The organism is Deltaproteobacteria bacterium HGW-Deltaproteobacteria-18 (assembly GCA_002841885.1).
In the GTDB taxonomy this organism is placed as follows: domain Bacteria; phylum Desulfobacterota; class Desulfovibrionia; order Desulfovibrionales; family Desulfomicrobiaceae; genus Desulfomicrobium.
This window is the reverse complement of sequence record PHBE01000002.1, coordinates 13448-36023: the sequence shown is the minus strand read 5'-3', so window position 1 is coordinate 36023 and position 22576 is coordinate 13448. Positions and strand designations below refer to the sequence as shown.

General features: G+C 59.6%; 19 protein-coding genes. 7 read left to right on the top strand and 12 right to left on the bottom strand.

Annotation, left to right across the window (positions count from 1 at the left end; genetic code table 11):
- The first annotated feature begins 271 nt into the window (after positions 1-271).
- The 4 genes from CVU60_01640 (at position 272) to CVU60_01625 (ending at position 3130) form a co-directional block, all read left to right on the top strand.
- A complete protein-coding gene (locus CVU60_01640; GenBank protein ID PKN43086.1) occupies positions 272-685 on the top strand; it encodes a nucleoside diphosphate kinase regulator in 414 nt (137 codons plus the stop codon).
- Positions 682-1941 (top strand): hypothetical protein, encoded by a 1260-nt coding sequence (locus tag CVU60_01635; GenBank protein PKN43085.1) that lies wholly within the window; start codon positions 682-684, stop codon positions 1939-1941. The genes CVU60_01640 and CVU60_01635 overlap by 4 nt, the downstream gene beginning before the upstream one ends.
- Positions 1929-2540 (top strand): DNA-binding response regulator, encoded by a 612-nt coding sequence (locus CVU60_01630; protein PKN43084.1) that lies wholly within the window; start codon positions 1929-1931, stop codon positions 2538-2540. The genes CVU60_01635 and CVU60_01630 overlap by 13 nt, the downstream gene beginning before the upstream one ends.
- Positions 2541-2782: 242 nt before the next feature.
- Entirely contained in the window at positions 2783-3130 is a 348-nt protein-coding gene (locus CVU60_01625) for a hypothetical protein (GenBank protein ID PKN43083.1), read from the top strand.
- Between the two features lie 55 nt (positions 3131-3185).
- On the opposite strand, the gene CVU60_01620 is transcribed toward CVU60_01625, so the two are convergent.
- From CVU60_01620 to CVU60_01600, 5 genes are all read right to left on the bottom strand, one after another.
- Complete coding sequence (locus CVU60_01620) at positions 3186-4199, bottom strand: uridine phosphorylase (protein PKN43082.1); 1014 nt, start codon at positions 4197-4199, stop codon at positions 3186-3188.
- Between the two features lie 63 nt (positions 4200-4262).
- A complete protein-coding gene (locus CVU60_01615) occupies positions 4263-5003 on the bottom strand; it encodes a sulfite exporter TauE/SafE family protein (protein PKN43081.1) in 741 nt (246 codons plus the stop codon).
- 98 nt (positions 5004-5101) lie between these two features.
- Positions 5102-5932 carry an amidohydrolase gene (locus CVU60_01610; GenBank protein ID PKN43080.1) on the bottom strand — a complete coding sequence of 277 codons (831 nt, stop codon included), beginning with the start codon at positions 5930-5932 and terminating at the stop codon, positions 5102-5104.
- A gap of 91 nt (positions 5933-6023) precedes the next feature.
- Positions 6024-7922 (bottom strand): C4-dicarboxylate ABC transporter substrate-binding protein, encoded by a 1899-nt coding sequence (locus tag CVU60_01605; protein PKN43079.1) that lies wholly within the window; start codon positions 7920-7922, stop codon positions 6024-6026.
- Positions 7923-8072: 150 nt separating this feature from the next.
- On the bottom strand, positions 8073-9080 hold the full coding sequence (locus CVU60_01600; protein PKN43410.1) for a C4-dicarboxylate ABC transporter: 1008 nt from the start codon (positions 9078-9080) through the stop codon (positions 8073-8075).
- Between the two features lie 659 nt (positions 9081-9739).
- On the opposite strand from CVU60_01600, the gene CVU60_01595 reads away from it, so the two are divergent.
- The 3 genes from CVU60_01595 (at position 9740) to CVU60_01585 (ending at position 14831) form a co-directional block, all read left to right on the top strand.
- Complete coding sequence (locus CVU60_01595) at positions 9740-12232, top strand: glycyl radical enzyme (protein PKN43078.1); 2493 nt, start codon at positions 9740-9742, stop codon at positions 12230-12232.
- Positions 12233-12332: 100 nt separating this feature from the next.
- A complete protein-coding gene (locus CVU60_01590) occupies positions 12333-13277 on the top strand; it encodes a glycyl-radical enzyme activating protein (protein PKN43077.1) in 945 nt (314 codons plus the stop codon).
- A 165-nt stretch (positions 13278-13442) separates the two neighbouring features.
- Positions 13443-14831, top strand: a complete 1389-nt coding sequence (locus tag CVU60_01585) for a hypothetical protein (GenBank protein ID PKN43076.1) — start codon at positions 13443-13445, stop codon at positions 14829-14831.
- 231 nt (positions 14832-15062) lie between these two features.
- Here CVU60_01585 and CVU60_01580 read toward each other — a convergent pair whose 3' ends face one another.
- The 7 genes from CVU60_01580 to CVU60_01550 form a co-directional block, all read right to left on the bottom strand.
- Positions 15063-15923 carry a phosphonoacetaldehyde hydrolase gene (locus CVU60_01580; protein ID PKN43075.1) on the bottom strand — a complete coding sequence of 287 codons (861 nt, stop codon included), beginning with the start codon at positions 15921-15923 and terminating at the stop codon, positions 15063-15065.
- A gap of 109 nt (positions 15924-16032) precedes the next feature.
- Positions 16033-16998 carry a C4-dicarboxylate ABC transporter substrate-binding protein gene (locus tag CVU60_01575; GenBank protein ID PKN43074.1) on the bottom strand — a complete coding sequence of 322 codons (966 nt, stop codon included), beginning with the start codon at positions 16996-16998 and terminating at the stop codon, positions 16033-16035.
- A 23-nt stretch (positions 16999-17021) separates the two neighbouring features.
- Positions 17022-17519 (bottom strand): hypothetical protein, encoded by a 498-nt coding sequence (locus tag CVU60_01570; protein ID PKN43073.1) that lies wholly within the window; start codon positions 17517-17519, stop codon positions 17022-17024.
- Positions 17520-17530: 11 nt separating this feature from the next.
- A complete protein-coding gene (locus tag CVU60_01565; protein ID PKN43072.1) occupies positions 17531-19075 on the bottom strand; it encodes a C4-dicarboxylate ABC transporter permease in 1545 nt (514 codons plus the stop codon).
- 75 nt (positions 19076-19150) lie between these two features.
- Entirely contained in the window at positions 19151-20032 is an 882-nt protein-coding gene (locus CVU60_01560) for a succinate--CoA ligase subunit alpha (protein PKN43071.1), read from the bottom strand.
- Complete coding sequence (locus CVU60_01555; GenBank protein PKN43070.1) at positions 20029-21153, bottom strand: succinate--CoA ligase; 1125 nt, start codon at positions 21151-21153, stop codon at positions 20029-20031. The genes CVU60_01560 and CVU60_01555 overlap by 4 nt, the downstream gene beginning before the upstream one ends.
- Before the next feature lie 2 nt (positions 21154-21155).
- Complete coding sequence (locus CVU60_01550; protein ID PKN43069.1) at positions 21156-22559, bottom strand: aldehyde dehydrogenase; 1404 nt, start codon at positions 22557-22559, stop codon at positions 21156-21158.
- Positions 22560-22576 lie beyond the last annotated feature (17 nt).

The following is a 22576-nucleotide window of genomic DNA, read 5'->3' as shown; positions in this document are numbered from 1 at the left end:
GCCGTATTAAATCCGCTTTTCAGTGCATAGCAGAAATTTCAAGATCAAAGAGTTATCGCAAAAAGCAATTCCAGCATGAAGAGCGATGTGCGTTTTATTTCAACTTCATGTTGCCCGTAAAAAAGAAATATTTTGTAAGAATTTTCTGTCATGCTTGACGATTTTTATCTTTCCGGGAGATTGACTGCTTTCGCCTTCCTGCCGCCGCATGGAAATGTTTTGATTCCCGATGCGGCGGCAGGTGGGAAAATCAAGGTGTACGAGGACAAGCATGAACAAAAAGCCAAATATCACCATAACCTTTCTTGACGCCGAGCGTCTTGAGATACTTCTCGATTCCCTGCCCAAGGGCGCCTTTCCGGGCAAAGCAGAACTGGAGGACGAGCTGGACCGCGCCACCATTGTGGAGCCCAAGAACGTTCCGGCCACCGTGGTGACCATGAATTCCACGGTCAAATTCAAGCTCATGCCCGCAGGTGAGGAGTTTTGTCTCACCCTGGTCTATCCGGGCAGGGTCGACGACAAGGGATCCACGATTTCGATTCTGGCCCCGGTGGGCAGCGCCCTGCTCGGGCTTTCCATCGGCGATGAAATCCAGTGGCCCAGACCCGGCGGCGGAATGCTGCAGGTGCGCATCGAGGAGATAGTCTATCAGCCCGAACGCGCTGGAGAGTACGAGCTGTGATTTTCCGCAGCAGTGGTTCCGCCTGTACGCATCCGGCCCGTTATCAGGCAGGGGCGGACAGGGTTGCCTCGGGGCCGCGTCTGTTTCATACGGTGGGCATGAAGCCGCGTTTCGCCATACCTCGTCTGCGCTTCCGGCAGCGGGCCTTGCTCCGCATGTACCGCACGGTGGCCGACTTTACCTACGATCTGGAAATCTGGATGGAGGGCAGCGGTTCGCTGCGCTACGTTTCCCCCTCCTGCCTGCGCATGACTGGGTATGCGGCGGAGGATGCACGGCGCGACAGGGATTTCTTTGCGCGGATCATCGTCCCCGAGGATTTGCCGCAATGGCGGCGGACCATGGACTGCGGACACCAGGGGGACATCGCCGCCATGGATTTTCGCATTCGCCGTCTGGACGGCTCGCGGATCTGGCTGTCCCAGGAGACCACCCGTGTTTTTGATCCGCGCGGCAGGTTTCAGGGCTGGCGCCTGTCCCTGCGCGACGTGACGGAGCGGGTGCAGGCCCGCATGTCTCTGGATCAGGCCCGGCAGAACCTTGAAGAGCGGGTGCGGGAGCGCACGGCGGAGCTGGAGCTGTCCCGCGAGCGTTACCGGGCCCTGTCCGGATACCTGCAGGACCGCATCGAGAAGGAACGGGCTCATATTTCACGTGAGATCCATGACGTACTGGGTCAGGACATGACCGCCATGAACATGGGCCTGCACCGCCTGGAACGGTCGTTTCAGGAAAACGGCGACGGGCGGCTGGCGCAGGTGGCGGAGCTGCGCGCCCTGGTCGCAGGCACCCTGGAAACAGTGCGTCGCATTTCGCGGGAGCTGCGTCCGCCCATGCTCGACGAACTGGGCTTTGCCGAGGCCGTGGCCTGGCAGGTCCGGACTTTTGCACAGGCCTCGGGGCTGCGCGTGGATCAGCGCATCGAATGCATCCCGGACCTGCCCGCCGCCCTGGCCACGTCCATGTACCGGGTGCTGCAGGAATGTCTGACCAATGCGGCCCGCCATTCGGGGGGCAACCGCCTGCATGTGTCCGTGCAGGTCGCGGAAGGGGAGCTTCTCATGCGTGTGGCCGACAATGGCCGGGGCATTACGCCAAGCCAGGCCGACGCATCCGGTTCGCTGGGACTCCTTGGAATGCGCGAACGGGTCCGCCTGGCAGGTGGAACGCTCAAAGTGGCCCGCCTGTCCAGGGGCGGAACCGAAGTGGTGGTCAGGGTGCCCCTGACCGGGGAGAGTGGCTCATGCGCATCTTGATTGTGGACGATCACGCGGTGGTGCGGCGAGGCACCATGAACATCATCATCGACCGTTTCCCGGAGTGCGAATTCTCCGAGTCGGGAACCTTGCACGAGGCGCGGCTGGTGCTGGAGGATGCACGGTTCGATCTGGTCATCCTGGACATTTCCCTGCCCGACGGAAGCGGGATTGATTTTCTGCAGTACGCGCAGGAACACTCTCCGGGCCTGCCCATTATCGTGCTCAGCATGCACCACGAGATCGAATACGCCCAGCGCTGCCTTAGCATGGGTGCACGCGGCTACCTGAGCAAGAATTCGGCTCCCGAAGAGCTTGAAGAGGCCATGATCTCCATTCTGGACGGCGGAATTTACGTCAACCCGTCGCTGCTGGACTCGCGCAGGCCCTCCTCGGCCATGGACGCCCTGTCCCGTCAGGAACGGGACGTGGCGCGCAGGCTGACGCAGGGGGAAACCATGACCGCCATCGCCCAGGCCATGGGTGTCAGCGTCAAGACCGCCAGCACCTATCGCACCCGGGCCATGCGCAAGCTGGGCATCGATACCACCTCCGGCCTCATTCGCTTCATGCTCGAACATGGCCTGGCGGGGATGTGACCATGTCGGAGAAATCCGACAAGGTTGCGCATGGCCCGTCAGAAAGGTTACAAACCAAGGATAATCATGGAAGAGATAGGTTCATTGTTTTTGCTGGCAGGCCTTCTGGGCCTGGTGTTGTCGCTCTTCCTGCTGGGCAGGCGTAAACGCAGTCCGGGCAGATCGCTGCCGGACAATTTTGATTTCGTGAATCGCAAACATTCCGAGCACCGACGATGAGTTTGAGCCTAGAAGATCTGGAGATGCGCGCCTTTGATCCACCGCATCTCGGCATGCCCGGCTGGCCCTGTCAGGCGGGCCGCTGGGAGGAGTGTGGCCGGTTCGTGGAGATTTTCGTGGCCGTGCGCGATGGCAGGATCATTGATGTGGGGTTTCTGACCAACATCCCCGGCGACGGCCTTGTCTGCGCCTCGGCCTATTGCGACGCGGTGTTGCAAAAAACCGTGGAGGAAGCTCAGGCTCTGCAGGAGCAGGACATCCTGGCCCTTTTTCCCTCCCCCAAAAGAGAGGATGCCGCCTTGCAGGACATCCTCAGAATCTGCGTCGACGCGGGTGTGAGGTCAGTCACGGCCTGTTCGCCCCTGCCGTAGTCCATGTCATTGCAAAAAGACGTCATCCCCGCGTAGGCGGGAATCCACTCCATCATTATTCATTCCGCAATGCTGAATCCCGGAGCGTTGAAAGTACGGTCAGGGCCAATAGCGCCGTTTTTGTCGCACCTTCGATGGCGGCCAGATAGTCGTGATCGAAGGTGTTGTCGCGCCTGTTGGCGATGACCGGGCAGATTACCCCTCCCCAGTGTCCCAGTCCGCCGAGAAAGTGCAGCAGAAAGCTCGCTTCCATCTCCATGTTCTCGACCCGCAATCCGTCCAGGCCGGGGTCGAATTCGCTGAAAATTCTGTCCAGATCCGGCGTGCTTGGCCGCAGCCTGGAGATGTCGCGGCCCTGGGGCGCGAAAAAACCGCTGCTGGAGACCGTGAGGCCGGTTCTGGCGGCAACTCCAAGCTCCTGTGCGGCCTGCGTCAGCGCCCGGACCACAGCTGGCTGGGCGCGGGAAACATAGGGCTGGATTTTTCCCCGGAACCGCGAGTTCGGCCTGGCCGCCTTTTCCATCACTTGCGCGAGTTCCTGTTCCAGGCGCGCACAGGTCTGGTCCGGGCAGGGCGTTTCGTAGAACAGGCCGGTGTTGTCCATGCCTAACGCGTAGGTGGTGATGATGGAAGTGCCGAGCCGGGTCGATGCCTGCAGGCCTCCGGAAGTTCCGACCCGGATGACGTTCAGCCTGGGAAAAAGTGGTTTGGCCGCGCGCGTGGAAAAGTCGATCTCGCAGAGCGCCACCAGCTCGTTGAGCACGATTTCAAGGGAAGGGGTGCCCATGCCCGAAGTCGCCACGGTGGTCCGTACGGGCGAGATGATCGTGGCCCGGCCCCCGGTCGCGCAGGACGTGCCCGTGGCCGTGACCAGCCCCCGGTGTTCCCGCTCGACCTCCAGGTCATGCAGAAAGGTCCGGGCGATGAATTCGGCCCGGCCCGGGTCGCCGACCAGCAGGATGTCCGGCGCGAGTTGGTCAGGGGTGATCTGGAGGTGGTAGATGCGCCCGTCAGCATCGATGGGCAGGTCGGCCTCGGTGCGGGCGGGGCAAGGGGGGGCGTCGCTCATGTAAGGTTCTTACCCAAGTTCGATTCGGCTGGCCAGCATGGTCTGGGGAGCGCAAGGCTCCGGTCATGCGATTGGCAGCGCTTTCCAGGCCATGTTGAGACCCATGATCAGAATCATGATGAAGAGCACTCGTTGAAAGGACAGATCTTTCAGCCTTCCGGACACCCGTATTCCGCCCCACGCACCAAGCCAGACCGCAGGCAGGGCTGCGGCGACGAGCCAGAATGTTTGCGCGCTGTACAGTCCGCTCAGGGCGTGGGCCGCGACGATGAAGAGTCCGCTGACGATGAAGAATGCGCCCAGGGCCGCCTTGATCTGCTGCTGGGTGCCGCCGCGCAGGGACAGGTACACGGCCAGGGGCGGGCCATTGAATCCGAAGGCCGTGCCCAGACCCGTGGACAGGAATCCGGCCAGCATGCCCCAGGAGGTGGCCAGCTTCCGCTTGTTCACCTGTGTGCCGCTCAGGCCCCAGAGGGAATAGACGACGAGCAGGGCTCCAAGCCCAATCTTCAGCCCGGACTCGGGGATATTTTTCAGGATCAGCAGGCCGCAGAACGCACCGGGAATCCCGCCCAGAATCACGGCCTTGATGCCGCTGGAGTCAAGCTCGCTGCGATAATTCCAGGCCATCTGCAGGTTCAGCGAAAGGACCACCAGACCGCAGGTGGAGACGGCCAGCGGCATGTCCAGCCCCGATGCCACGATGGGCATGGCCACCAGGGCCGCGCCGAAGCCGACGATGCCATTGACGAATCCGCCCAGGAGCCAACCGCACATGGTTATGAGATAGAGGGTAGAGTCCATCTTTTATTACAGGTGGTTGTGGGTGAAGGCGGTGGATTCCGTCATTGCCGCGTCGCGGAGAACTGATCGCTCTGCGCGACGCGGCGTGTTCAGGTCGACTAGAGGCCCAGGATGCGGCGAGCGTTGTCGTACATGACCTTGCGCCGGACCTCGTCCGTTAGGGGGAAGGAGGCGTAGGCGTCAAGGGCGTCGGCCAGTTCGATGAAGGGGTGGGCGCTGGCGAAGACGACCTTGTCCTGGATGATGGTGCTCATGGCCTGCACGAAGACATCGGCCATGGGCGCACGCTCGTATTCGGAGAAATCCATGTACACATTGGCGTTGCGCAGACAGGCGTAGACGCTCTCGTTGACGTAGGGATAACCGCCATGGCTCATGATGATGGTCAGTTCGGGAAAATCACGGGCGACCTGGTCGATGTGGCGGGGATCGGCGTAGTCCATGATCGCGCCGGGGACCTGCGGCGGAGGGGCCATGGTCACGAAAACCGGCAGGTTCAGTTCGGCGCATTTGGTGTAGAGCGGGTAGTAGCGGGCTTCGCAGGCCGGGATGTGAGCCAGGTAGGGGTCGATGGCGATGCCCTTCATGCCGTGTTCTTCGACGGCCCTGACGATTTCATAAACGGCGGCCATTTTCTTGTGCGGGTCGATGCCCCAGAAGCCGATGAACTTTTCCGGATAGGCCTTGCAGAACTCCAGCACGCTTCCGTTATTGGCGGGAGAGCCGTAGGTGGTTTCGCAGTCCCGCCCGGTAATGACCGCGCGTTCGACACCCCGGCTGTCCAGATCGGCCACGATTTCGGGTAGGGGCTGGGGCTGGCGGGCGTCAAACCCGATGGCCTTGCAGGCAGCCTTGAACATGGCGCTGGTCTTGATGCCGTTAATTATCTCGGGAGTGTTGGGACGGAAACGGAAATCGATGATTTTCATGGACAAAGTCTCCTTGTCCGGCACTGACGAACACGTCAGCCGGTTTTGAAATGTGCCGCCGGAGAGACCGGCGGCACGTGTTGAGGTCATGTTATTTCGAGATGAAGAAGAGCGGAACTTCAGGAATGTAGGTCACCACGAGGAGTACAAGGATCATGAGCAGCAGCATGGGCAAGACGGCTCGCGACAGGTATTCCAGCTTGGCCTTGGAAATGCCGCTGGCGACGAAGAGGTTTACGCCCACAGGCGGGGTGATGAAGCCGATGGCCAGGTTGACGACCATGATGATACCGAAATGCAGAGGCGAGACGCCCACTCCCGTGACCACGGGCAGCAGGATCGGCGTGAGGATGACGATGGCGGCCAGGGCTTCCATGAAGGTGCCGACGATGAGCAGCAGCACGTTGATGAGCAGCAGTACGACGATCTTGCTCTCGGTGAAGCCGAGGATGGCGCGGGCGATGGTGCCGGGCACGTCCTCCAGGGTCATGATGTTGCCGAAGAGCGTGGCCATGGCCATGAGCACGATGATGGTCGCCGATGTCTCGCAGGCTTCGATGCAGCAGTTCACGAACTTGCGGGCGTCGATTTCCCGGTAAACGAACACGCCGACGATGAGTCCGTAGAAGGCGGCTACGGCGGCGGCTTCCGTGGGAGTCATGACGCCGCCGTAGATGCCGCCCAGGACGATGACCGGAACCATGAGCGCCCACTTGGCGTCCCAGATTGCGGCCGTGAGGGATGCCAGCGTCCTTTTGCGCGCTTCGCCGCGCCAGTTGCGGGATTTGGCGTAGAAGTACGAATAGCCCATGAGTACCAGGCCCGTCAGAACGCCTGGCACGATGCCGCCTATGAACAGGTCGCCGATGGAGACCTGGGCGGAGATGCCGTAGACGACAAAGGGGTTGCTCGGTGGGATGAGCACTCCGATGGCTCCCGCCGCCGCGACGATGGCGCCGGCAAAGAACTTGTCGTAACCGCGTTCGATCATGGCAGGGATGGTCAGCGCACCGATGGCGGCCACGGTAGCCGGTCCGGAGCCGCTGATTGCGCCGAAGAACATGCAGGTGGCGACGGTGACCAGGGCCATGCCGCCATAGAGTCCTCCGAGCATTTCATCTGCCAGGGCAAGCAGTCGTTGCGACAGGCCGCCCGCGCCCATGAACACCCCGGCCGCGATGAAAAACGGGATGGCCATGATGGGGAAGGAGTCGATGGACGTGAAGGCGGTCTGGGCCAGGTATTCGATGGGCAGGGTCTCGGAGCAAATGACCGTAGCCAGGGTGGACAGACCCAGGGAAATGGCGATGGGAACACCTAGGCAGCACAGGACGGCGAAATAGCCGAACAGGGCCGGTAACGGCTCGATGTACTCGGCCAGCACTGCGGGGGCGATGACGGCAGCGGTGGCGACGAGGGCGAGACCGGTGTCCAGGAGGCCGCAAATTCTGGCTTGGGCGGTCAGGTTCTGCAGCAGACGGAGAGCCATGAGTCCGAAGCCCAGAGGCAGGATCATGTAGGGGATGATGTACGGAATTCTCAGAGCCGTCGTGAGCTGGGGGAATTCCCTCAGTCGTTCAATCTGGGTCCAGCCGTACCAGCAGATGGTCAGGGTGAGGATCAGGAAAAAGACCTCGACGACGATCCAGCTCGCGTTCTGCAGTCGCACCGGGAGCCGGTCGTAGATGATGTCGATGCGGATGGAACTGCGCTTCCTGATGGCAACGGACAGGGCGAGGTAGGTGATCCAGATGAAAACAAAACGGGCCAGCTCCTCAGTCCATACCGCAGCGCCCGCAGAGCTGGCGAAGTGGACGATGATGTACCTGTATGTCGTCTGAAACGTGATGAAAAATATGATCGCAAGCAGGCCGGCTACGAGAAAGACTTTTTCAAAATTTTCGTCGATCCAGTTCCAGATGTTTCTGGTTGCGGGGGCGGAGTTCACTTCACTCAGTGGGAGTGTACCGCAGTTGATATTCTGTTCCATGTCATCTCCCTATGCCTTGCCGCAGTGGGCTGCACCGAACGGCCAGTCTTGGGCGAGGCGGTGAACAGGCATGCTTCTTTCCGTTCGAATAATTTGAGAATTGCCTGCCGCCGGGGCTGAGAGCAGCCCGGCGGCAGGCGGACGGTTCAACTATTTCTGTGTGTCCATGATCAGCTTCAGCAGGTTTGCGGGCAACTGCTTGGCGAATTCATCACGCACGGGGGCGGTCAGTTCCTTCAGCTTGGTGCGTTCCTCGTCGCTGAGGACGGTCACTTCGATGCCCTTTTCCTTGAAGGCGTCCCAGGCTTTCTTTTCAAGCTCATCGGTGATGCCGCGCTGCCATACGAGGGCTTCGTGGGCGGCTTCGCGGATGATATTCTGCTGTTCGGGAGTCATGCTGTCGAACTTCTTCTTGTTCATGAGCAGGATGTGCATGCTGTAGTTGTGGTTGGAGTCCATGGCGTACTTCAGCACTTCTGTGTGCTTGGCGTCGTTGAGCAGGGAGAAGGTGTTGCCTTCGGCATCGACGGTGCCCTGCTGCAGGGCGGTGTACACTTCGCCCCAGGCAACGGGAGCGGGGTTCATGCCCAGCGCCTTGGCCACTTCAACCTCGACCGGGGAGTCGGTGGTGCGGACCTTGAGGCCGGCAAGGTCGGCCACGGTTTTCAGGGGCTTTTTCGTGCTGACAAAGTTGCGGTAGCCGTACTGGCTGTACATTACGGTGGTCAGGCCGATCTCGTTGGAAATCTTTTCCAGTTCCTGGCCGAGTTCGCCTTCATCAAGGGCCTTGTACAGGTTCTGCTGATACTTGGGGGAGGTGATGTATGGCAGGTCGAGGGCCATGTAGGCCTTGCTGAAGCTGGCCATGTTCGGGGAGGAGCAGGACGACATGTCCAGGGTGCCGGCCTGGGCCGCTTCCGTGGTCACGCGGTCGCTGCCGAGCTGAGCGCTGCCGAAGATCTGGATCTTTATCGTTTTGTCGCTCTTGGCCTCCACCAGCTCCTTGAACTTCTCGATGCCCAAAGTGACATTGTTTCCGGGGGCCATGGGGTGGCCAATGCGCAGGGTCAGGGGTTTGCCGGCGTGTGCTAGGTCTACGGATCCTGCCAACCCTACTGCGGCCATGAGGCTCAATGCGACTAAAACAAGCTTCTTCATGTATTCCTCCAAAATGTTGAGTTTCGACCAGCGTTGCCGGGCAATGTTTCCGGTTGTCGCCCTCTGGTCACGGGTATTGGTCTCCATTGAGCAGGATGCATGCCAAGAAAAAAAGCCGTTAACGAAATATGAGACATGATAAAGTATATAAAATTCAATCATTTGAGTTTTGGATGTGCATAAATGCGGCAGGTTGGGGAAGGGTTCGTTGCAAATTTGCAACTATCAATAAGTGTTCTTGTCAGACTTGCTGTGTTTGAGAATTTAATCACAAAATCGTGTCATACGTAAGCGCTCGAAGTGGGCTTGTCTTTTTTTGCGACTGCTCTGGTAGGAAATTCTGAGTAACTCGTCGCATTTTTGCAACACATTTTTTTCACAAAAGGATGATTTTTTGAGCCTGGTTGCAAATTTGCGACGGCTTTGTATCGTTATTTTTTTCTCAAAAGGGCGTTAAGGCGCTCTATCCTTGGAAATCTCGTTTTTCTAGCTGGTTATGAGAATTGGCACAAAGAATGCTCAGAGGGAAACAGTTTAATAAATCCAAAGCATATCTGTGAAAAAGAATTGAACATGATGCTTCAACAGTCTGGTGGCAAATTTCACAGATTTTAGTTCTCATAAGATTTAATCAATAAACTTAGACCAGGAGTAAAAACATGACTCGCTTTACTTGTGAATGCATGTCCCCTCAGGAAGAACGCCTTTATAATCAGATTGAAGGAAAGGAAGATAAATTCAGAAAGACTCATAGTCGTGTCTTTAAGCTCCTGGAAAAGTTTGATGGGCAAAAACCTCGTATTGATATCGAGCGTGCCTTGTATTTCACTCAGTCAATGCAAGAGACTGAAGGACAGCCTCTTGTTCTGCGCTGGGCAAAAGCCTTGAAGCATATCGCTGAGAACATGACAGTTTATGTTCAGGAAGATCAGCTTCTGCTCGGCAGAGCTGGCTGCGACGGCCGTTACGGCATACTCTATCCCGAACTCGACGGTGACTTCCTCGACATCGCGGTCAAGGAACTCCCCAACCGTCCCACCTCTCCGGCGACCATCACCCCCGAAGACGCGAAGATCGTGGTCGAGCAGATCGCTCCCTTCTGGAAGGGCAAGACCTTTCATGAGAAACTCAACGCCGCCCTGCCTGAGGAAGTCCACAAGCTGACCTATGACGATCCCGAAGGCCTCATGTCACGTTTCATCGTCAACGAGACGGCTTCCTTCCGTTCCTCCATCCAGTGGGTGCATGATTTCGAGAAGATCCTGAAGCGTGGTTTCAACGGCATCAAGCGCGAAGCCGAGGAGAAGCTGGCACTTCTTGATCCTTTGAGCCCCAAGGACAATTGCGAGAAGAGACCTTTTCTCGAAGCCGTGGTCATCGTCTGTGATGCCATCGTGCTCTGGGCCAAGCGTCACGCCGTGCTGGCTCGTGAAGTGGCGGAAAAAGAGACCAACCCCGTGCGCAAGGCTGAGCTTATCCGCATGGCCGAAAACGCCGAACGCGTGCCTGGCGAGCCGGCCCGCGATTTTTGGGAAGCCTGCCAGAGCCAGTGGTTTACGCAGATGTTCTCCCGCATCGAGCAGAAGACCGGCACGACCATCTCCAACGGTCGCATGGACCAGTATTTTTATCCTTATTACGATCAGGATGTCGAGGCAGGCAAACTGACCGAAGAACAGGCCATGGAACTCCTGGAGTGTATGTGGGTCGGCATGGCCGAGTTCATCGACATGTACATCTCTCCCACGGGCGGCGCTTTCAACGAAGGCTACGCGCACTGGGAAGCTGTGACCGTGGGCGGACAGACTCCGGATGGACGCGACGCCACCAACGATCTGACGCATCTGATCCTGAAGTCCAAGCGTGAATTTCCTCTGCATTACCCGGACCTTGCGGCCCGCATTCACAGCCGCTCTCCGGAGAGCTATCTGTGGGATGTGGCCGAGACCATCAAGGACGGCTCGGGTTTCCCCAAGCTCATCAACGACGAGGAGATCGTTCCGTTGTATGTCTCCAAGGGTGCGACCTTTGCCGAAGCCTATGATTACGCCGTTTCCGGCTGTACCGAGGCGCGCATGCCCAATCGAGACACCTACACCTCCGGCGGAGCGTACATCAACTTCGCGGCCGCCGTGGAGTTGGTGCTGCGCAATGGCCGCATGAAGAAATACGGCGACGTCGAACTCGGTCTGAAGACCGGTGATCCGACCAAGTTCACTACCTGGGAAGAATTATGGGAAGCATACGTGCAGCAGCACCTGCTTTTCCTGCGCACCGCCTTCGTACAGCAGTACAAGATCAACAAGATCCGCGCGACCTGCTTCGCTCAGCCCATGGGTTCAGCCATGCACGACCTGTGCATGAAGCATTGCATCGACCTGCATCAGGAACAGATCCCGGAGGGTATCAATCTCGGGTATTTTGAATACATGGGACTTGGCACTGTCGTGGACTCCCTGGCGGCCATAAAGAAGCTGGTTTTCGAAGACAAGAAGCTGACCATGCAGCAGATCATCGACGCCATCGACGCCAACTTCGAGGGTCATGAGGATGTCGAGGCCCTGCTGCACAGCGCTCCCTGCTACGGGAACAACGATCCCTATGCCGACAGCATCGGTCGTGAAATCGACAGGATATCCGTTGAGTACGGCGGCAAGTACAGCAAGGAACTGGGCATGCACAACGATGTCCGTTACGTGCCTTTCACCTCGCACGTGCCCTTCGGCAAGGTCGTCAGCGCGACCCCCAACGGACGCAAGCAGTTCACACCGCTGTCCGACGGCTCCTCGGCCTCTCACGGCGCGGACGTCAACGGGCCCACGGCCATCCTGCTGTCCAACTACAACACCAAGAACTACGGCATGCGCGACCGCGCAGCCCGCATGCTCAACATCAAGTTCACGCCCAAGTGCATCGAAGGCGAGCAGGGCACGGAAAAGTTGGTGTCCTTCATCCGCACCTTCTGCGACCTGAAGATCTGGCATGTGCAGTTCAACGTAATCAACCGCGACACCCTCATCGCGGCCAAGAAGGACCCGCAGAAATACCGCAACCTCATCGTGCGCATCGCAGGGTACAGCGCCTACTTCGTGGACCTGTCACCGGACCTCCAGAACGACCTCATCGCCCGTACGGAGCATGGAGATATCTAAAAAACAGGGGGGCTTCGGCCCCCTGTTTTTTTCCATCCGGGAATTCGCGCCTGGACCGTTGGCCGGTCCTCCCGCACCGAGTAAACCATCGAGGAGTTTCATGAGCGCGTTAGAAGACAAGAAGAAGAAAGGTCTGGTGTTCAACATCCAGAAATATTCCGTGCACGACGGCCCCGGGATTCGAACCATCGTTTTTTTGAAGGGATGCCCCTTGTCCTGCAAGTGGTGCAGCAATCCCGAATCTCAACACAGTGAACCGGAGCTGGCGTTCAATCCCGGCCGGTGCCTCACCTTTTCCAAATGCACCCGATGTCTGCAGGCCTGTCTGCGCGGCGCGATCCTGCGGGAGGCGGACGACACGCTCCGCATAGACCGCGCGCTCTGTGACGGATGTCCGAAAAATTGCGCCGAAGCGTGTCCGTCCCAGGGACTGATAGTCTATGGACAGGAGCGCACAGTGGACGATGTTCTCAAGGTGGTGGAACAGGACGCTGCCTTTTACACCAGGTCCAGCGGTGGCTTGACCCTGTCCGGCGGGGAACCGCTCATGCAGGGCGAATTCGCCTTGGCTTTGCTCCGCGACGCCCGACGCCGCAGGATCAAGACGGCGGTGGAGACGTGCGGCATGGTACCTTGGAAGACTCTGGAAGCTGCCTCCGGGTATTTGAACTACGTGTTGTACGACATCAAGCATATGGACAGTGAGATTCACGAAGCTCAGACTGGATGCACCAATGAGCGGATTCTCGATAACTTCAGAAAGCTCGCCATGCTGGATCCGAACAAGGGGATTTTGGCCCGTACGCCGGTCATTCCCGGGTTCAATGACTCGGAGGATGCAATTATCGCCATTGCGAAATTTTTGGAGCCATTCCAGAATGTGCGTTACGAAATGCTTCCATACCATCGTCTTGGGACACAGAAATACCATTTTCTCGACCGCGTTCCGCCTATGGACGAAGTCACACTGGATAAATCTGTCATGGCAAAATTGATTGATGCCGCCAGAAGCGTTCTTGGAGACAGGGTCGAGGTTGTAAAATAGCATTGATGCACTATTTAAAAAATAAAATTAATATGCGCATATTTTTTTATTATATTGGTTATTCTGGCTGAATAATGATTAGTTATAATCTTATTGCATTGCTTTATATAAAAAGGCAGCTCGTCAGGGTTGCCTTTTTTTTTAAGCCGTGAGAGATTTTTTTGCATGTCAAACCGCTCCATGGATTTTCTTTCAAAGCACTTTGAATACATACTGGATGCTCTTCCCGACGGAGTGTTCATCTCGGATGTTTCCGGCGTTACCCTGCGTGTCAATCGTATGTATGAGCAGCTCACCGGGCTCAAACAGGATCAGGTGCAGGGCAAACAGGTTCGGGCTCTTGTCGAAAACGGTGTCTTCGACAAGGTCCTGAATCCAGAAATAGTCCGTACCGGAAAACCCGCAACCCATGTGCAGCAGTTGCAGAACGGGAAGAAGCTGGTCCTGTCCGGATTCCCCGTATTCGATGATTCCGGGGCCCTGCGCCTGGTGGTCACCTTCGTGCGCGACATCACCATGATCACGCGTCTCAACGATCAAATGGAGGAGCAGCGCCAACTGATCGAGCAGTTCCATGAGCAGATGGCCTATATCGCCCAGGAGCGCAGCAAGACGCTGACTCCGGTCTATGAAAGCGAGGAGATGCACGGCGTCATGAACATGCTGAGGACCTTCGCCCCCACCGACGCATCCGTATTGCTGCTCGGGGAGACTGGCGTGGGCAAGGACGTTTTCGCTCGCCTGACCCACGGGCACAGCGCCCGCAAGGACAAGATAATTCTCAAGGTGGACTGCGGCGGCATCTCCGAAACCCTGACCGAGTCCGAGATGTTCGGCTACATGCCCGGAGCCTTCACCGGCGCGTCGAGCAAGGGCAAGGCCGGATATTTCGAGCTGGCCGACGGCGGCACGGTATTTCTGGACGAGATAGGGGAGTTGCCCCTGTCCATGCAGACCCGCCTGCTGCGCGTGCTGCAGGACGGCGAGATCATGCGCGTGGGCGGGAGCAGGACGACCAAGGTCGATGTCCGGATCATCGCGGCCACCAACAAGAACCTGGCCGAATGCGTGGAATCGGGAACCTTTCGCCGGGACCTCTACTACAGGCTGAACGTGGCCACGGTGACCATCCCCGCATTGCGCGAACGCTCCGATGACGTTCGCCCCTTGGTGGAGCATTTTTTACGCTACTATTGCAGCAAGTACGGCAAGAACATGGCCGTGATGGAAGTGGCCATGAACATCCTGTCGCGCTACCAGTGGCCGGGCAATGTCCGTGAACTGCAGAACATGGTCCACGGCCTGGTCATCACCCACAAGGGCAGCCTCATCTCTCCGCGCGACCTCCCGCCCCACGTCCTCGAAGATCAGGCCCGGGAGCGGTGCTACACCGACGATATCCTTACCGGAGGCCGCTCCCTGAAGAGCATCATGGCCGACATCGAGCGGGATTTTCTGCAGCAGGCCCTGGAAGTGCACGGTTCGGTGCAAAAAGTCGCCGATCTCTTCCAGGTCGACCGCAGCACGATTTTCAGGAAGGTTCAGAAGAAGTGACGCCGGGGCAACCGCCCCGACGTCCGGATGAAGCCTTGTTTCTGCGTTGCGCGTTCCGCGATTGCGTGAAGCCCCTCACGTCCCAGTTCACAATTTTGGTCAGGGAGTGAGGATCTTGTTCGGGCATGGCCCGACGTTTCTTCCGATTCGTGCCCTCATCCAGTAGAGTTCTTTTCCGCATTTGCGCTGATGATGACTGAGCTTTTCATGATCCGTGGATTGCGCATGGATTCACAGGGCCTTGGACGAAGCAAGATAGTCATCCGGACGGAGCCCCTCGGCCATGAGCTGATTGATTTCCTCGACCACCGATACCAGCCCGCTGATGTCGTCGATGACGAAGTGGGCGCCGACAGACTCCATGCGCTTGCGTATGTAGCGCACGCGGTTGGCAAGCTCTGTTGCGTCCAGGGCCTGTACTTCCTCGTGCGTCAGCCCCATCTCGTTCCCTGAGGTCGTCACGGCCACGGTCCACATTCCCGCGTTGAGACCTTCCAGCACATCAAGGGGAGTGTCCCCGACTTTGACCATCGCCGACATGGGGTAGGTTCCGAGTTCCATGGCGATGCGAAAGCACATCCAGGGGTGCGGACGCCCGGCAGGCACGTCCGAAGCGCAGACCACGCTGTCCGGCCAGAATCCTTGTCTGGCGGCCTCTTCGCACATGAGTTTGGCCCCGAGGCTGTCGTAGCCGGTGGTCGATCCGATGCGCATGCCCATGCCCCTCAGGGTGGACACGGTTGTCAGCAGTCCGGGGACCAGTGCCGAGTATCTGTGCAGGCCCTTCATCCTTATTTCTTCGAAATGCTGATGCATCTCGAGGAAATCCGCCTCGCCGATTTCCTTGCCGTAGATTGCCGTCCAAAGTTGTCGGATGCGTGGCATAGCGCTGATGGCCTTGAGATGCTCCATCTTGTCCATGCCCATGTGAGCGCGGACCTCCTCCTCGGTGGGTTCGATGAAACGTGTGCGGAACACTTCCCGAAACGCCGCGACAGGCCCGAAACAGCCATAGTCCATGGCTGTCCCGGCCCAATCCAGCACCACCGCCTTGAGGGTGCCGGAGAAATGCTCAATGCGGTGCAGATTCATGCCTTTCCTCCCGAATGCTGAAGGTTGCGGTTCATGTGCGAACCCGAGCAGCGCGCCGGCGGGCAGTGGCAGAGATGCGCCCGCCGGCGCGATTTCGGGGAGGAGGTTTCTATTCCTTGATGTCCTTGAGCAGAGTTTCGAGGTTCTTCTTGACCTTGGCGAACAGCTCCGCTGTCTGATTACGGTCGAGGACAAACATGGGGCTGCCGCTCTGACCCATCAGTTCCTTGACTTTCTTGTCGTTGAACATGTCCAGGAACGCCTTTTCGCACCTGGCGATGACAGCCGGGTCGGCGCCCTTGGGCAGGAAGATGCCGCGGTAGTTCACGCTCGAATTATCCACTTCAACGCCCTGCTCCATGAAGGTGGGCACGTCTTCGATGAAGGGGTGCCGCTGCAGGTCGGCGATGGCCAGAATGTTCACGGATTCGCGGTTACGGTAGGCGTCAGCCAGATTGTTGAAGCCGGCCATGACCTTGGCGCCCATGACGCTCTGCATGGCCGGGGTGCCGCCCTGTTCGGGGACGTAGGTCAACTTGATGTCGGCGGCCTTGGCCAGCTGCAGCATGGCGATGTGGTGCCCGACATAGAGGCCGGCGCCGTTGACCGTGACCTTGCCGGGGTTGGCTTTGGCGAAGTCGACCAGATCCTTCACGGTCTTGAAGGGGCTGTCCTTGGGCACGATGAGCACGGCCGGATCGGCGCCCCAGGTTGCGATGGGCTCGAAACTGTCAACGCTGAACTTGGAATCCTTGTACACCAGGCTCTGGGCGATGAAATGCGGGGCGTTGTAAGTGCTCAGCCAGTATCCGTCGTTGGCTGCCTTCTCGGCGAACCAGTTCCAACCGACCCTGCCGCCGGCGCCGGGCTTGTTGATGACCACTATGGGCTGCCCGAAGAATTTTTCATCGGAGGACAGTGTCGTCACGATGCGGGCCTGGAAGTCGGTGGCGCCTCCTGGGGGATAGGTCACGACCATGGACATGGGCTTGTCGGGGTAGGCGGCCAAGGCGGCGCCGGACATGCCGCAGAGCAGCAGGGCGAGAAGGCAGAAGGGGATCAGCAGCTTTTTCATAATTCCTCCGGATAACAGGTTGCTTACAGTGCTATGCCACTCGGAATGATCACTCCGAGCATGACGCTGAAGAGAACGTAGACCACGGCCATGAAGATCAGGGCGTTGAAGGCCTTGCGCCGGACCCCGGCCGTGGTCGGCTTTGCGGGGTCGAGGACGAGCAGGGTCAGAAGGAAGAACAGGAACCCGGACAGATAGAACCCCACAGCCTCCATGGTGAAGACGTAGATGGTCATGAGTCCGAGAGCCATGCCCACCCGCCGCATTGGGAAAGGTATCGGCCCGCCCTTGAAGGGCAGGGACCAGCGCAGGAAGGTGGGCCAGGAGATGGGCCTGATCCTGTTCAGATAGAGCCAGAGCTGCAGGGCGTTGATGGAGGCCAGGATGAGCATTCCGTAGCAGATGTACTTGGGGAATAACTTCGCGTCGTCCACGGAGATGTCGTTCAGCATCCAGAGGGCCACGACCGGGATCGCGAACATGACGGTGGTTTCGAGAAGGCGCTTGCGTGCATTTATCATGGGGTTTCTCCTTATGCCCGGGACGGCGAGGCTGCAGTGTCTGGCGACGCCAGGGCGTCTCTGGCCGCATTATTCCGGGACATCTTCCATTCGCTGTAGACGCTCCATCCGATGGAGATGACGCACAGGGCGATGACGACCATGTTCACGCCGCCCGTCAGGAAGTAGCCCGCCAGACCGTCGCCGGTCTGCGCGATGATCTTGCCCCGGCTGAAGTTGTCCTCGGCCAGGGGGCCCAGAATGAGCCCGAGCACAACGGGAGCCGGGGAGAAGGAGTTCCGGCTGCTCAGATACATGCACAGGCCCAGGCAGAACATGATGATGACGTCGTCCATGCTGTTCTGCACGCTGTAGGACCCGTACACGCAGAGGATGGTCACCGCTGCGACCATGAAGATGTTGGGGATGTTCATGACGAAATGCGAGTAGCGGGAGATCATGATCCCGAAAATTGCCATGGCGAACTGCGCCACGACCATGCTTGCGATGAAGGTGTAGGCCACGTCGGCGTGTTTGGTGAACAGTTCCGGGCCGGGGAAGAGGCCGTGGATGAGCAGGCCGCCCAGCAGCACGGCGGCGGTGGGGCTGCCAGGGATGCCCATGGTCAGAAGCGGAATCAGGGCCGGGCCGACGGTGGCGTTGTTGGAGGATTCCACCGAGATGATGCCCTCGGGCGTGCCCGTGCCGTAGAGTTCCGGAGTGCGGGACATCTTTTTGGACTGGTCGTAGGCGATGAGGCCCGCGACTTGGCCGCCCGCGCCGGGGATGGCACCGATGAAGGACCCGACCACGGAACCCATGATCCATTGTTTCGGGTGTTTGATGATGTCGGCCAAGGCTTCCCTCAGTACGCCCTTCTGGGCCTTGAAGGACTGCTTTTCCAGAGCCTGTCCGATGGTTTCCACCAGGGTGAATATCTGCGGTATGGCAAAGAGGCCGATGAGCGCCGGAATGATGGAGATGCCGCCGGTCAGCATGTCCGAGAAGACAAAGCGTTCCGACCCGTAGACCGGATTCTCGCCGATGCAGCTCAGGAGCAGGCCAAAGGAGCCGGCATAGAGGCCCTTGACCACCGTGCCCGAGGACAGGCCCGCGATGACCGTGACGCCGAAGATGGCCAGCCAGAACAGCTCGGCCGGTCCGAATTCCATGGCCATGCGGGCTATGGGCGGGGTGAAGAAAATCAGCACGGCGACCCCGAACAGTCCGCCGACCCCGGAACTCAGGAAAGACAGGTAGAGCGCTTTCTCGGCCTTGCCTTTCCTGGCCATGGGGTGGCCGTCGAACATGGTGGCTATGTTGGCCGGCGCACCGGGGATGTTGATGAGAATGGCCGTGATGGAACCGCCAGCCACGGCGGCCGTGTATACGGAGCCGAGGAGGATGAGGCCTTCGGCCGGGTCCATGTGGAAAGTGAAAGGCACCAGGAGCGCCACTGCCATGGTCGGGCTCAGCCCTGGCGCAGCTCCCAGGAGGATGCCACCGATGGCGCCGCCGACCATGAGCGCGATCTTGAGCGGCGTGAAACATGCGAGGAAATAGGTGATGAAATCCATATGTATGCCTCCAGACGGATCGCCTTCGCGGGCAATCCGTTTGGGCGGGGCCAAGGCCCCGCCCGGTTGTCGGTGCTAGGTCATGAGCTCCCGCAGCATGGGGCCGACCAAACTCGGCTTCTTGGCGACCAGGCCGCCGGCCATGGTCAGGGCGTCGATCTTGGCCTCGACGGTACCCTTGCTGCCGGTGACGATGGCGCCGGCGTGGCCCATGCGCTTTCCCTTGGGGGCCGTGCGGCCGCCGATGAAGGCCACCAGCGGCTTGGTGAATTCACCGCTCTCCATGGCCTGAGCCACTTCCTCCTCCATGGTGCCGCCGAGTTCGCCGATGATGACCACGGCGTCGGTTTCGGGGTCTGCCTGGTAGAGGGGCAGGATCTCGGCGAAGCGGGTCAGGGGCACTGAGTCGCCGCCAACTCCCATGAGGGTCGAGACGCCGTATCCGGCCTTGACCACCTCGGCCGTGACCTCGTTGGTCAGGGAGCCGCTTCGCGTCATGACGCCGATGCGTCCGGGCCTGTAAACGCGCTCGATCCAGTAGGGCAGCACGCCCATCATGGCCTTGCCGGGGGAGATGACGCCCGAGGTGTTGCCGCCGACGACCATGGCTCCGCATGACGTGGCCGCGCTGCGAATCTGCAGCAGTTCGTGCAGCGGGATGCCGTCGGCGATGGTCACGATCTTGCGGATGCCGGCGTCGAGAGCCTCGAAAATGGCGTCCTTGGTGAAGGCAGGAGGCACGAAGAGCATGGCGGTGTCCGCGTCATGATCCTGCATCCCGCGACGGATTGTATGATAGATGGGGATGCCTTCGACCTGCTGTCCCTCTTTGCCGGGGGTGACGCCGAAGACCACGTTCGTGCCCATGTCCTGCATGTGTTTGGTCCAGTAGCTGCCTTCCTTGCCGGTTGCACCCTGGACCAGGACCTTGTTGCTACGATCGATGAAGATGCTCATGAAATCCTCCCTGCGGCGATGGCCACGGCGCGCTGCACCGCGTCTTCGGTCTCGGACAGGGGCGTGAGGCCCAGGTCCCGGATGATCTGGAACGCCTCCTCCTCGTTGGTCCCGCGGATGCAGGTCACGATGGGGATGGACGGCTTGAACCTGGCCACTGCGTCGGCCAGGCCACTGGCGATGACGTCGGCCCTGGCCACGGTGCCGAAGGTCACGATGAGGATGACCTTGGCCTTCTCGTTTCGGAGGCACAGTTCCATGGCGTCCACTGCCCGGGTGTAGTTGGGGCCGCCGAACTCCAGGTAGTTGGCCACGGAGCCGCCGGCGTAGTTGATGAGGTCGAAGACCGTGGTGGTCAGACCCGCGCCCGCGCACATGAGGCTGATGTCGCCATCGAACTGCAGGTAGGGGATGCCGGCCAGGGCGGCTTCATATTCCACGTCGTGGTCGTAATGGTCGCGGGTGATCTCGTAGCCCGGTTGGCGGGACATGGAGTTGTCGTCGATGACGAGCTTGCCGTCGCCGGCCACGAACGTATCCTCCGCGGTCAGGAAGAGGGGGTTGATCTCGATCAGTTCGGCGTCGAATTTGCGGAAAGCCTGATACAGGGCGGAGAGCACCTTGTTGAAGGCCTTGGCCTTTTCGCCGCTCAGGCCTAGCCCGAAGGCGATGTTGCGCATGTGGTGGCCAGAGAGACCGCTGTCCAGGTCCACGTGCTGGGTGATGATCTTCTCCGGCGCGGTGGCTGCGATCTCCTCGATGTCCACGCCGCCTTCGGCGCAAGCCAGGATGGTGGCCTTGGCCCTGGCCGCGTCCACGGTGACGGCCAGATAGATCTCTCCCGAGAAGTCGACGGCGTCTTCGAGCAGGACCTGTCGCACGCCGCGTTCCTCGAAGAGGGTGCGGGCGTACTCAAGGGCGTCCTTCTCGCTGCGGACGACCCTCACGAGCCCGGCCTTGCCGCGTCCGCCCTGGAGCACCTGAGCCTTGATGACGCAGGGCATGTTGAAGTCGCCGATGGCGCTGGACACTTCTCCGGGGCTGCTGAGAAGCATGCTCTGGGGTATGGGGATGCCGCATTGCCGGAAGGCGTCCTTGGCCTGGTATTCGAAAAGTTTCATGGCTACCTCCTGCTCGCATGCTGCTGTGCGTGCCTGGCGTGAAATTCGCCCCAGACGGCCTCTTCGGAGAAGACTCTGGCCGGACGGGGCTCGTTGACCCAGGTCACGTTCAGGAAATGCTTGTAATGTATGTTTTCCGTGGTGCTGTTCTTGCCCCAGGTGCCGCATCCCAGGGTTGCGGTGGGCGGCATGTAATTTGTTGCGTGTCCGCCGTTGGCCGCAGCCATGGGCTGGCGGACCGTGATGCGGCTGGTGAGCATGGTCTGCCCCATGCGCTCGATGTAGTCGGCCCGGTAGGTGTGGATGCCCATGGAGTGTCCGCGGCCGTAACGGTTCGTGATGGACGTGATCTTTTCCAGGGCTTCGTCGAAGGTCTCGTAGGTGAAGAGCGTCAGGACCGGGCTCATCTTCTCGTCGGCGAATTTGTCCTTCACCGCGGGTTCCTCGCCCATGACCACCAGCATGCAGGTGTCTGCGGGCACCTCGATCCCGGCGTCGGCCGCGATGCGCGTCGCCGACTGGGCCACGATTTTGCCGTTGATCTTGAGTTGGCCTTTGTCGTTCGTCTGCCACATCCACTCGCGCAGCTTCGCCTTCTCTTCGTGGGAGCAGATGTAGCCCTTGTTGGTCCGGATTTCCGCAAGCACGTCATCGAGGACGCCGCGCTGCACGATGATGGAGTTCTCCGAAGAGCACGACGTGGCGTAGTCGAAAGTCTTGCTGGCGGTGATCATGGATACGGCTTCCTCCACATCGGCATCCTCGGCGATGATGCAGACCGCGTTGCCCACGCCCACGCCGTAGGAGGGGGTGCCGCTGGAGTAGGCCGCGCGGACCATGGGACCGCCGCCTGTGGCCACGACCAGGTCGCACTTCTGCATGAGTTCGGCCGTGGAGGGGATGTCCGCGTCGTCATAGATCTGCACCAGGTCCTCGGGGGCTCCGATCCGGCGCAGGGCCGCGCGCATGAATTCCACGGCCAGGGTGCTGGCCTTGCGGGCCCGGCTGCTGGGCCGGAAGATGACCGCGTTGCGGCCCTTGAGGATGGCCACGGCCTTGGTGCCCGCCGTGGCCGTGGGGTTGGTCGCGGGCAGGATGGCGCAGACCAGGCCGACAGGTTTGGCGTATTTGGAGATGCCTGTCTCCTCGTCGCGTTCGATGAGGCCAACGGACGTCTTGCCGAGGATGCCCTCGACGGCTCCGCCGACCTTGCGCTTATGTTTGACGACCTTGCTCTCGTAGTTGCCGTAGCCCGTTTCCTCGACGGCCAGGGCTGACATGGCCTGCGCATTCTCGTCGTTGTACAGTGCCCAGCCTGCGGCGAGGCAGACGTCATCTATCTGTTCCTGGGTATATGCGGCCACCTGTTCCTGTGCTCTGCGACCGGCCTGAATGAGTTCGTCCACTCTGCTCGCGGGTCCCG

Coding starts and splice junctions, on each gene's coding strand:
- CVU60_01625 (PKN43083.1), top strand. CDS start 2,783: ATGCGCGCCTTTGATCCACCGCATCTCGGCATGCCCGGCTGGCCCTGT.
- CVU60_01585 (PKN43076.1), top strand. CDS start 13,443: ATGTCAAACCGCTCCATGGATTTTCTTTCAAAGCACTTTGAATACATA.
- CVU60_01610 (PKN43080.1), bottom strand. CDS start 5,932: ATGAAAATCATCGATTTCCGTTTCCGTCCCAACACTCCCGAGATAATT.
- CVU60_01600 (PKN43410.1), bottom strand. CDS start 9,080: ATGAAGAAGCTTGTTTTAGTCGCATTGAGCCTCATGGCCGCAGTAGGG.
- CVU60_01605 (PKN43079.1), bottom strand. CDS start 7,922: ATGGAACAGAATATCAACTGCGGTACACTCCCACTGAGTGAAGTGAAC.
- CVU60_01565 (PKN43072.1), bottom strand. CDS start 19,075: ATGGATTTCATCACCTATTTCCTCGCATGTTTCACGCCGCTCAAGATC.
- CVU60_01560 (PKN43071.1), bottom strand. CDS start 20,032: ATGAGCATCTTCATCGATCGTAGCAACAAGGTCCTGGTCCAGGGTGCA.
- CVU60_01640 (PKN43086.1), top strand. CDS start 272: ATGAACAAAAAGCCAAATATCACCATAACCTTTCTTGACGCCGAGCGT.
- CVU60_01615 (PKN43081.1), bottom strand. CDS start 5,003: ATGGACTCTACCCTCTATCTCATAACCATGTGCGGTTGGCTCCTGGGC.
- CVU60_01620 (PKN43082.1), bottom strand. CDS start 4,199: ATGAGCGACGCCCCCCCTTGCCCCGCCCGCACCGAGGCCGACCTGCCC.
- CVU60_01590 (PKN43077.1), top strand. CDS start 12,333: ATGAGCGCGTTAGAAGACAAGAAGAAGAAAGGTCTGGTGTTCAACATC.
- CVU60_01630 (PKN43084.1), top strand. CDS start 1,929: ATGCGCATCTTGATTGTGGACGATCACGCGGTGGTGCGGCGAGGCACC.
- CVU60_01555 (PKN43070.1), bottom strand. CDS start 21,153: ATGAAACTTTTCGAATACCAGGCCAAGGACGCCTTCCGGCAATGCGGC.
- CVU60_01570 (PKN43073.1), bottom strand. CDS start 17,519: ATGATAAATGCACGCAAGCGCCTTCTCGAAACCACCGTCATGTTCGCG.
- CVU60_01580 (PKN43075.1), bottom strand. CDS start 15,923: ATGAATCTGCACCGCATTGAGCATTTCTCCGGCACCCTCAAGGCGGTG.
- CVU60_01595 (PKN43078.1), top strand. CDS start 9,740: ATGACTCGCTTTACTTGTGAATGCATGTCCCCTCAGGAAGAACGCCTT.
- CVU60_01575 (PKN43074.1), bottom strand. CDS start 16,998: ATGAAAAAGCTGCTGATCCCCTTCTGCCTTCTCGCCCTGCTGCTCTGC.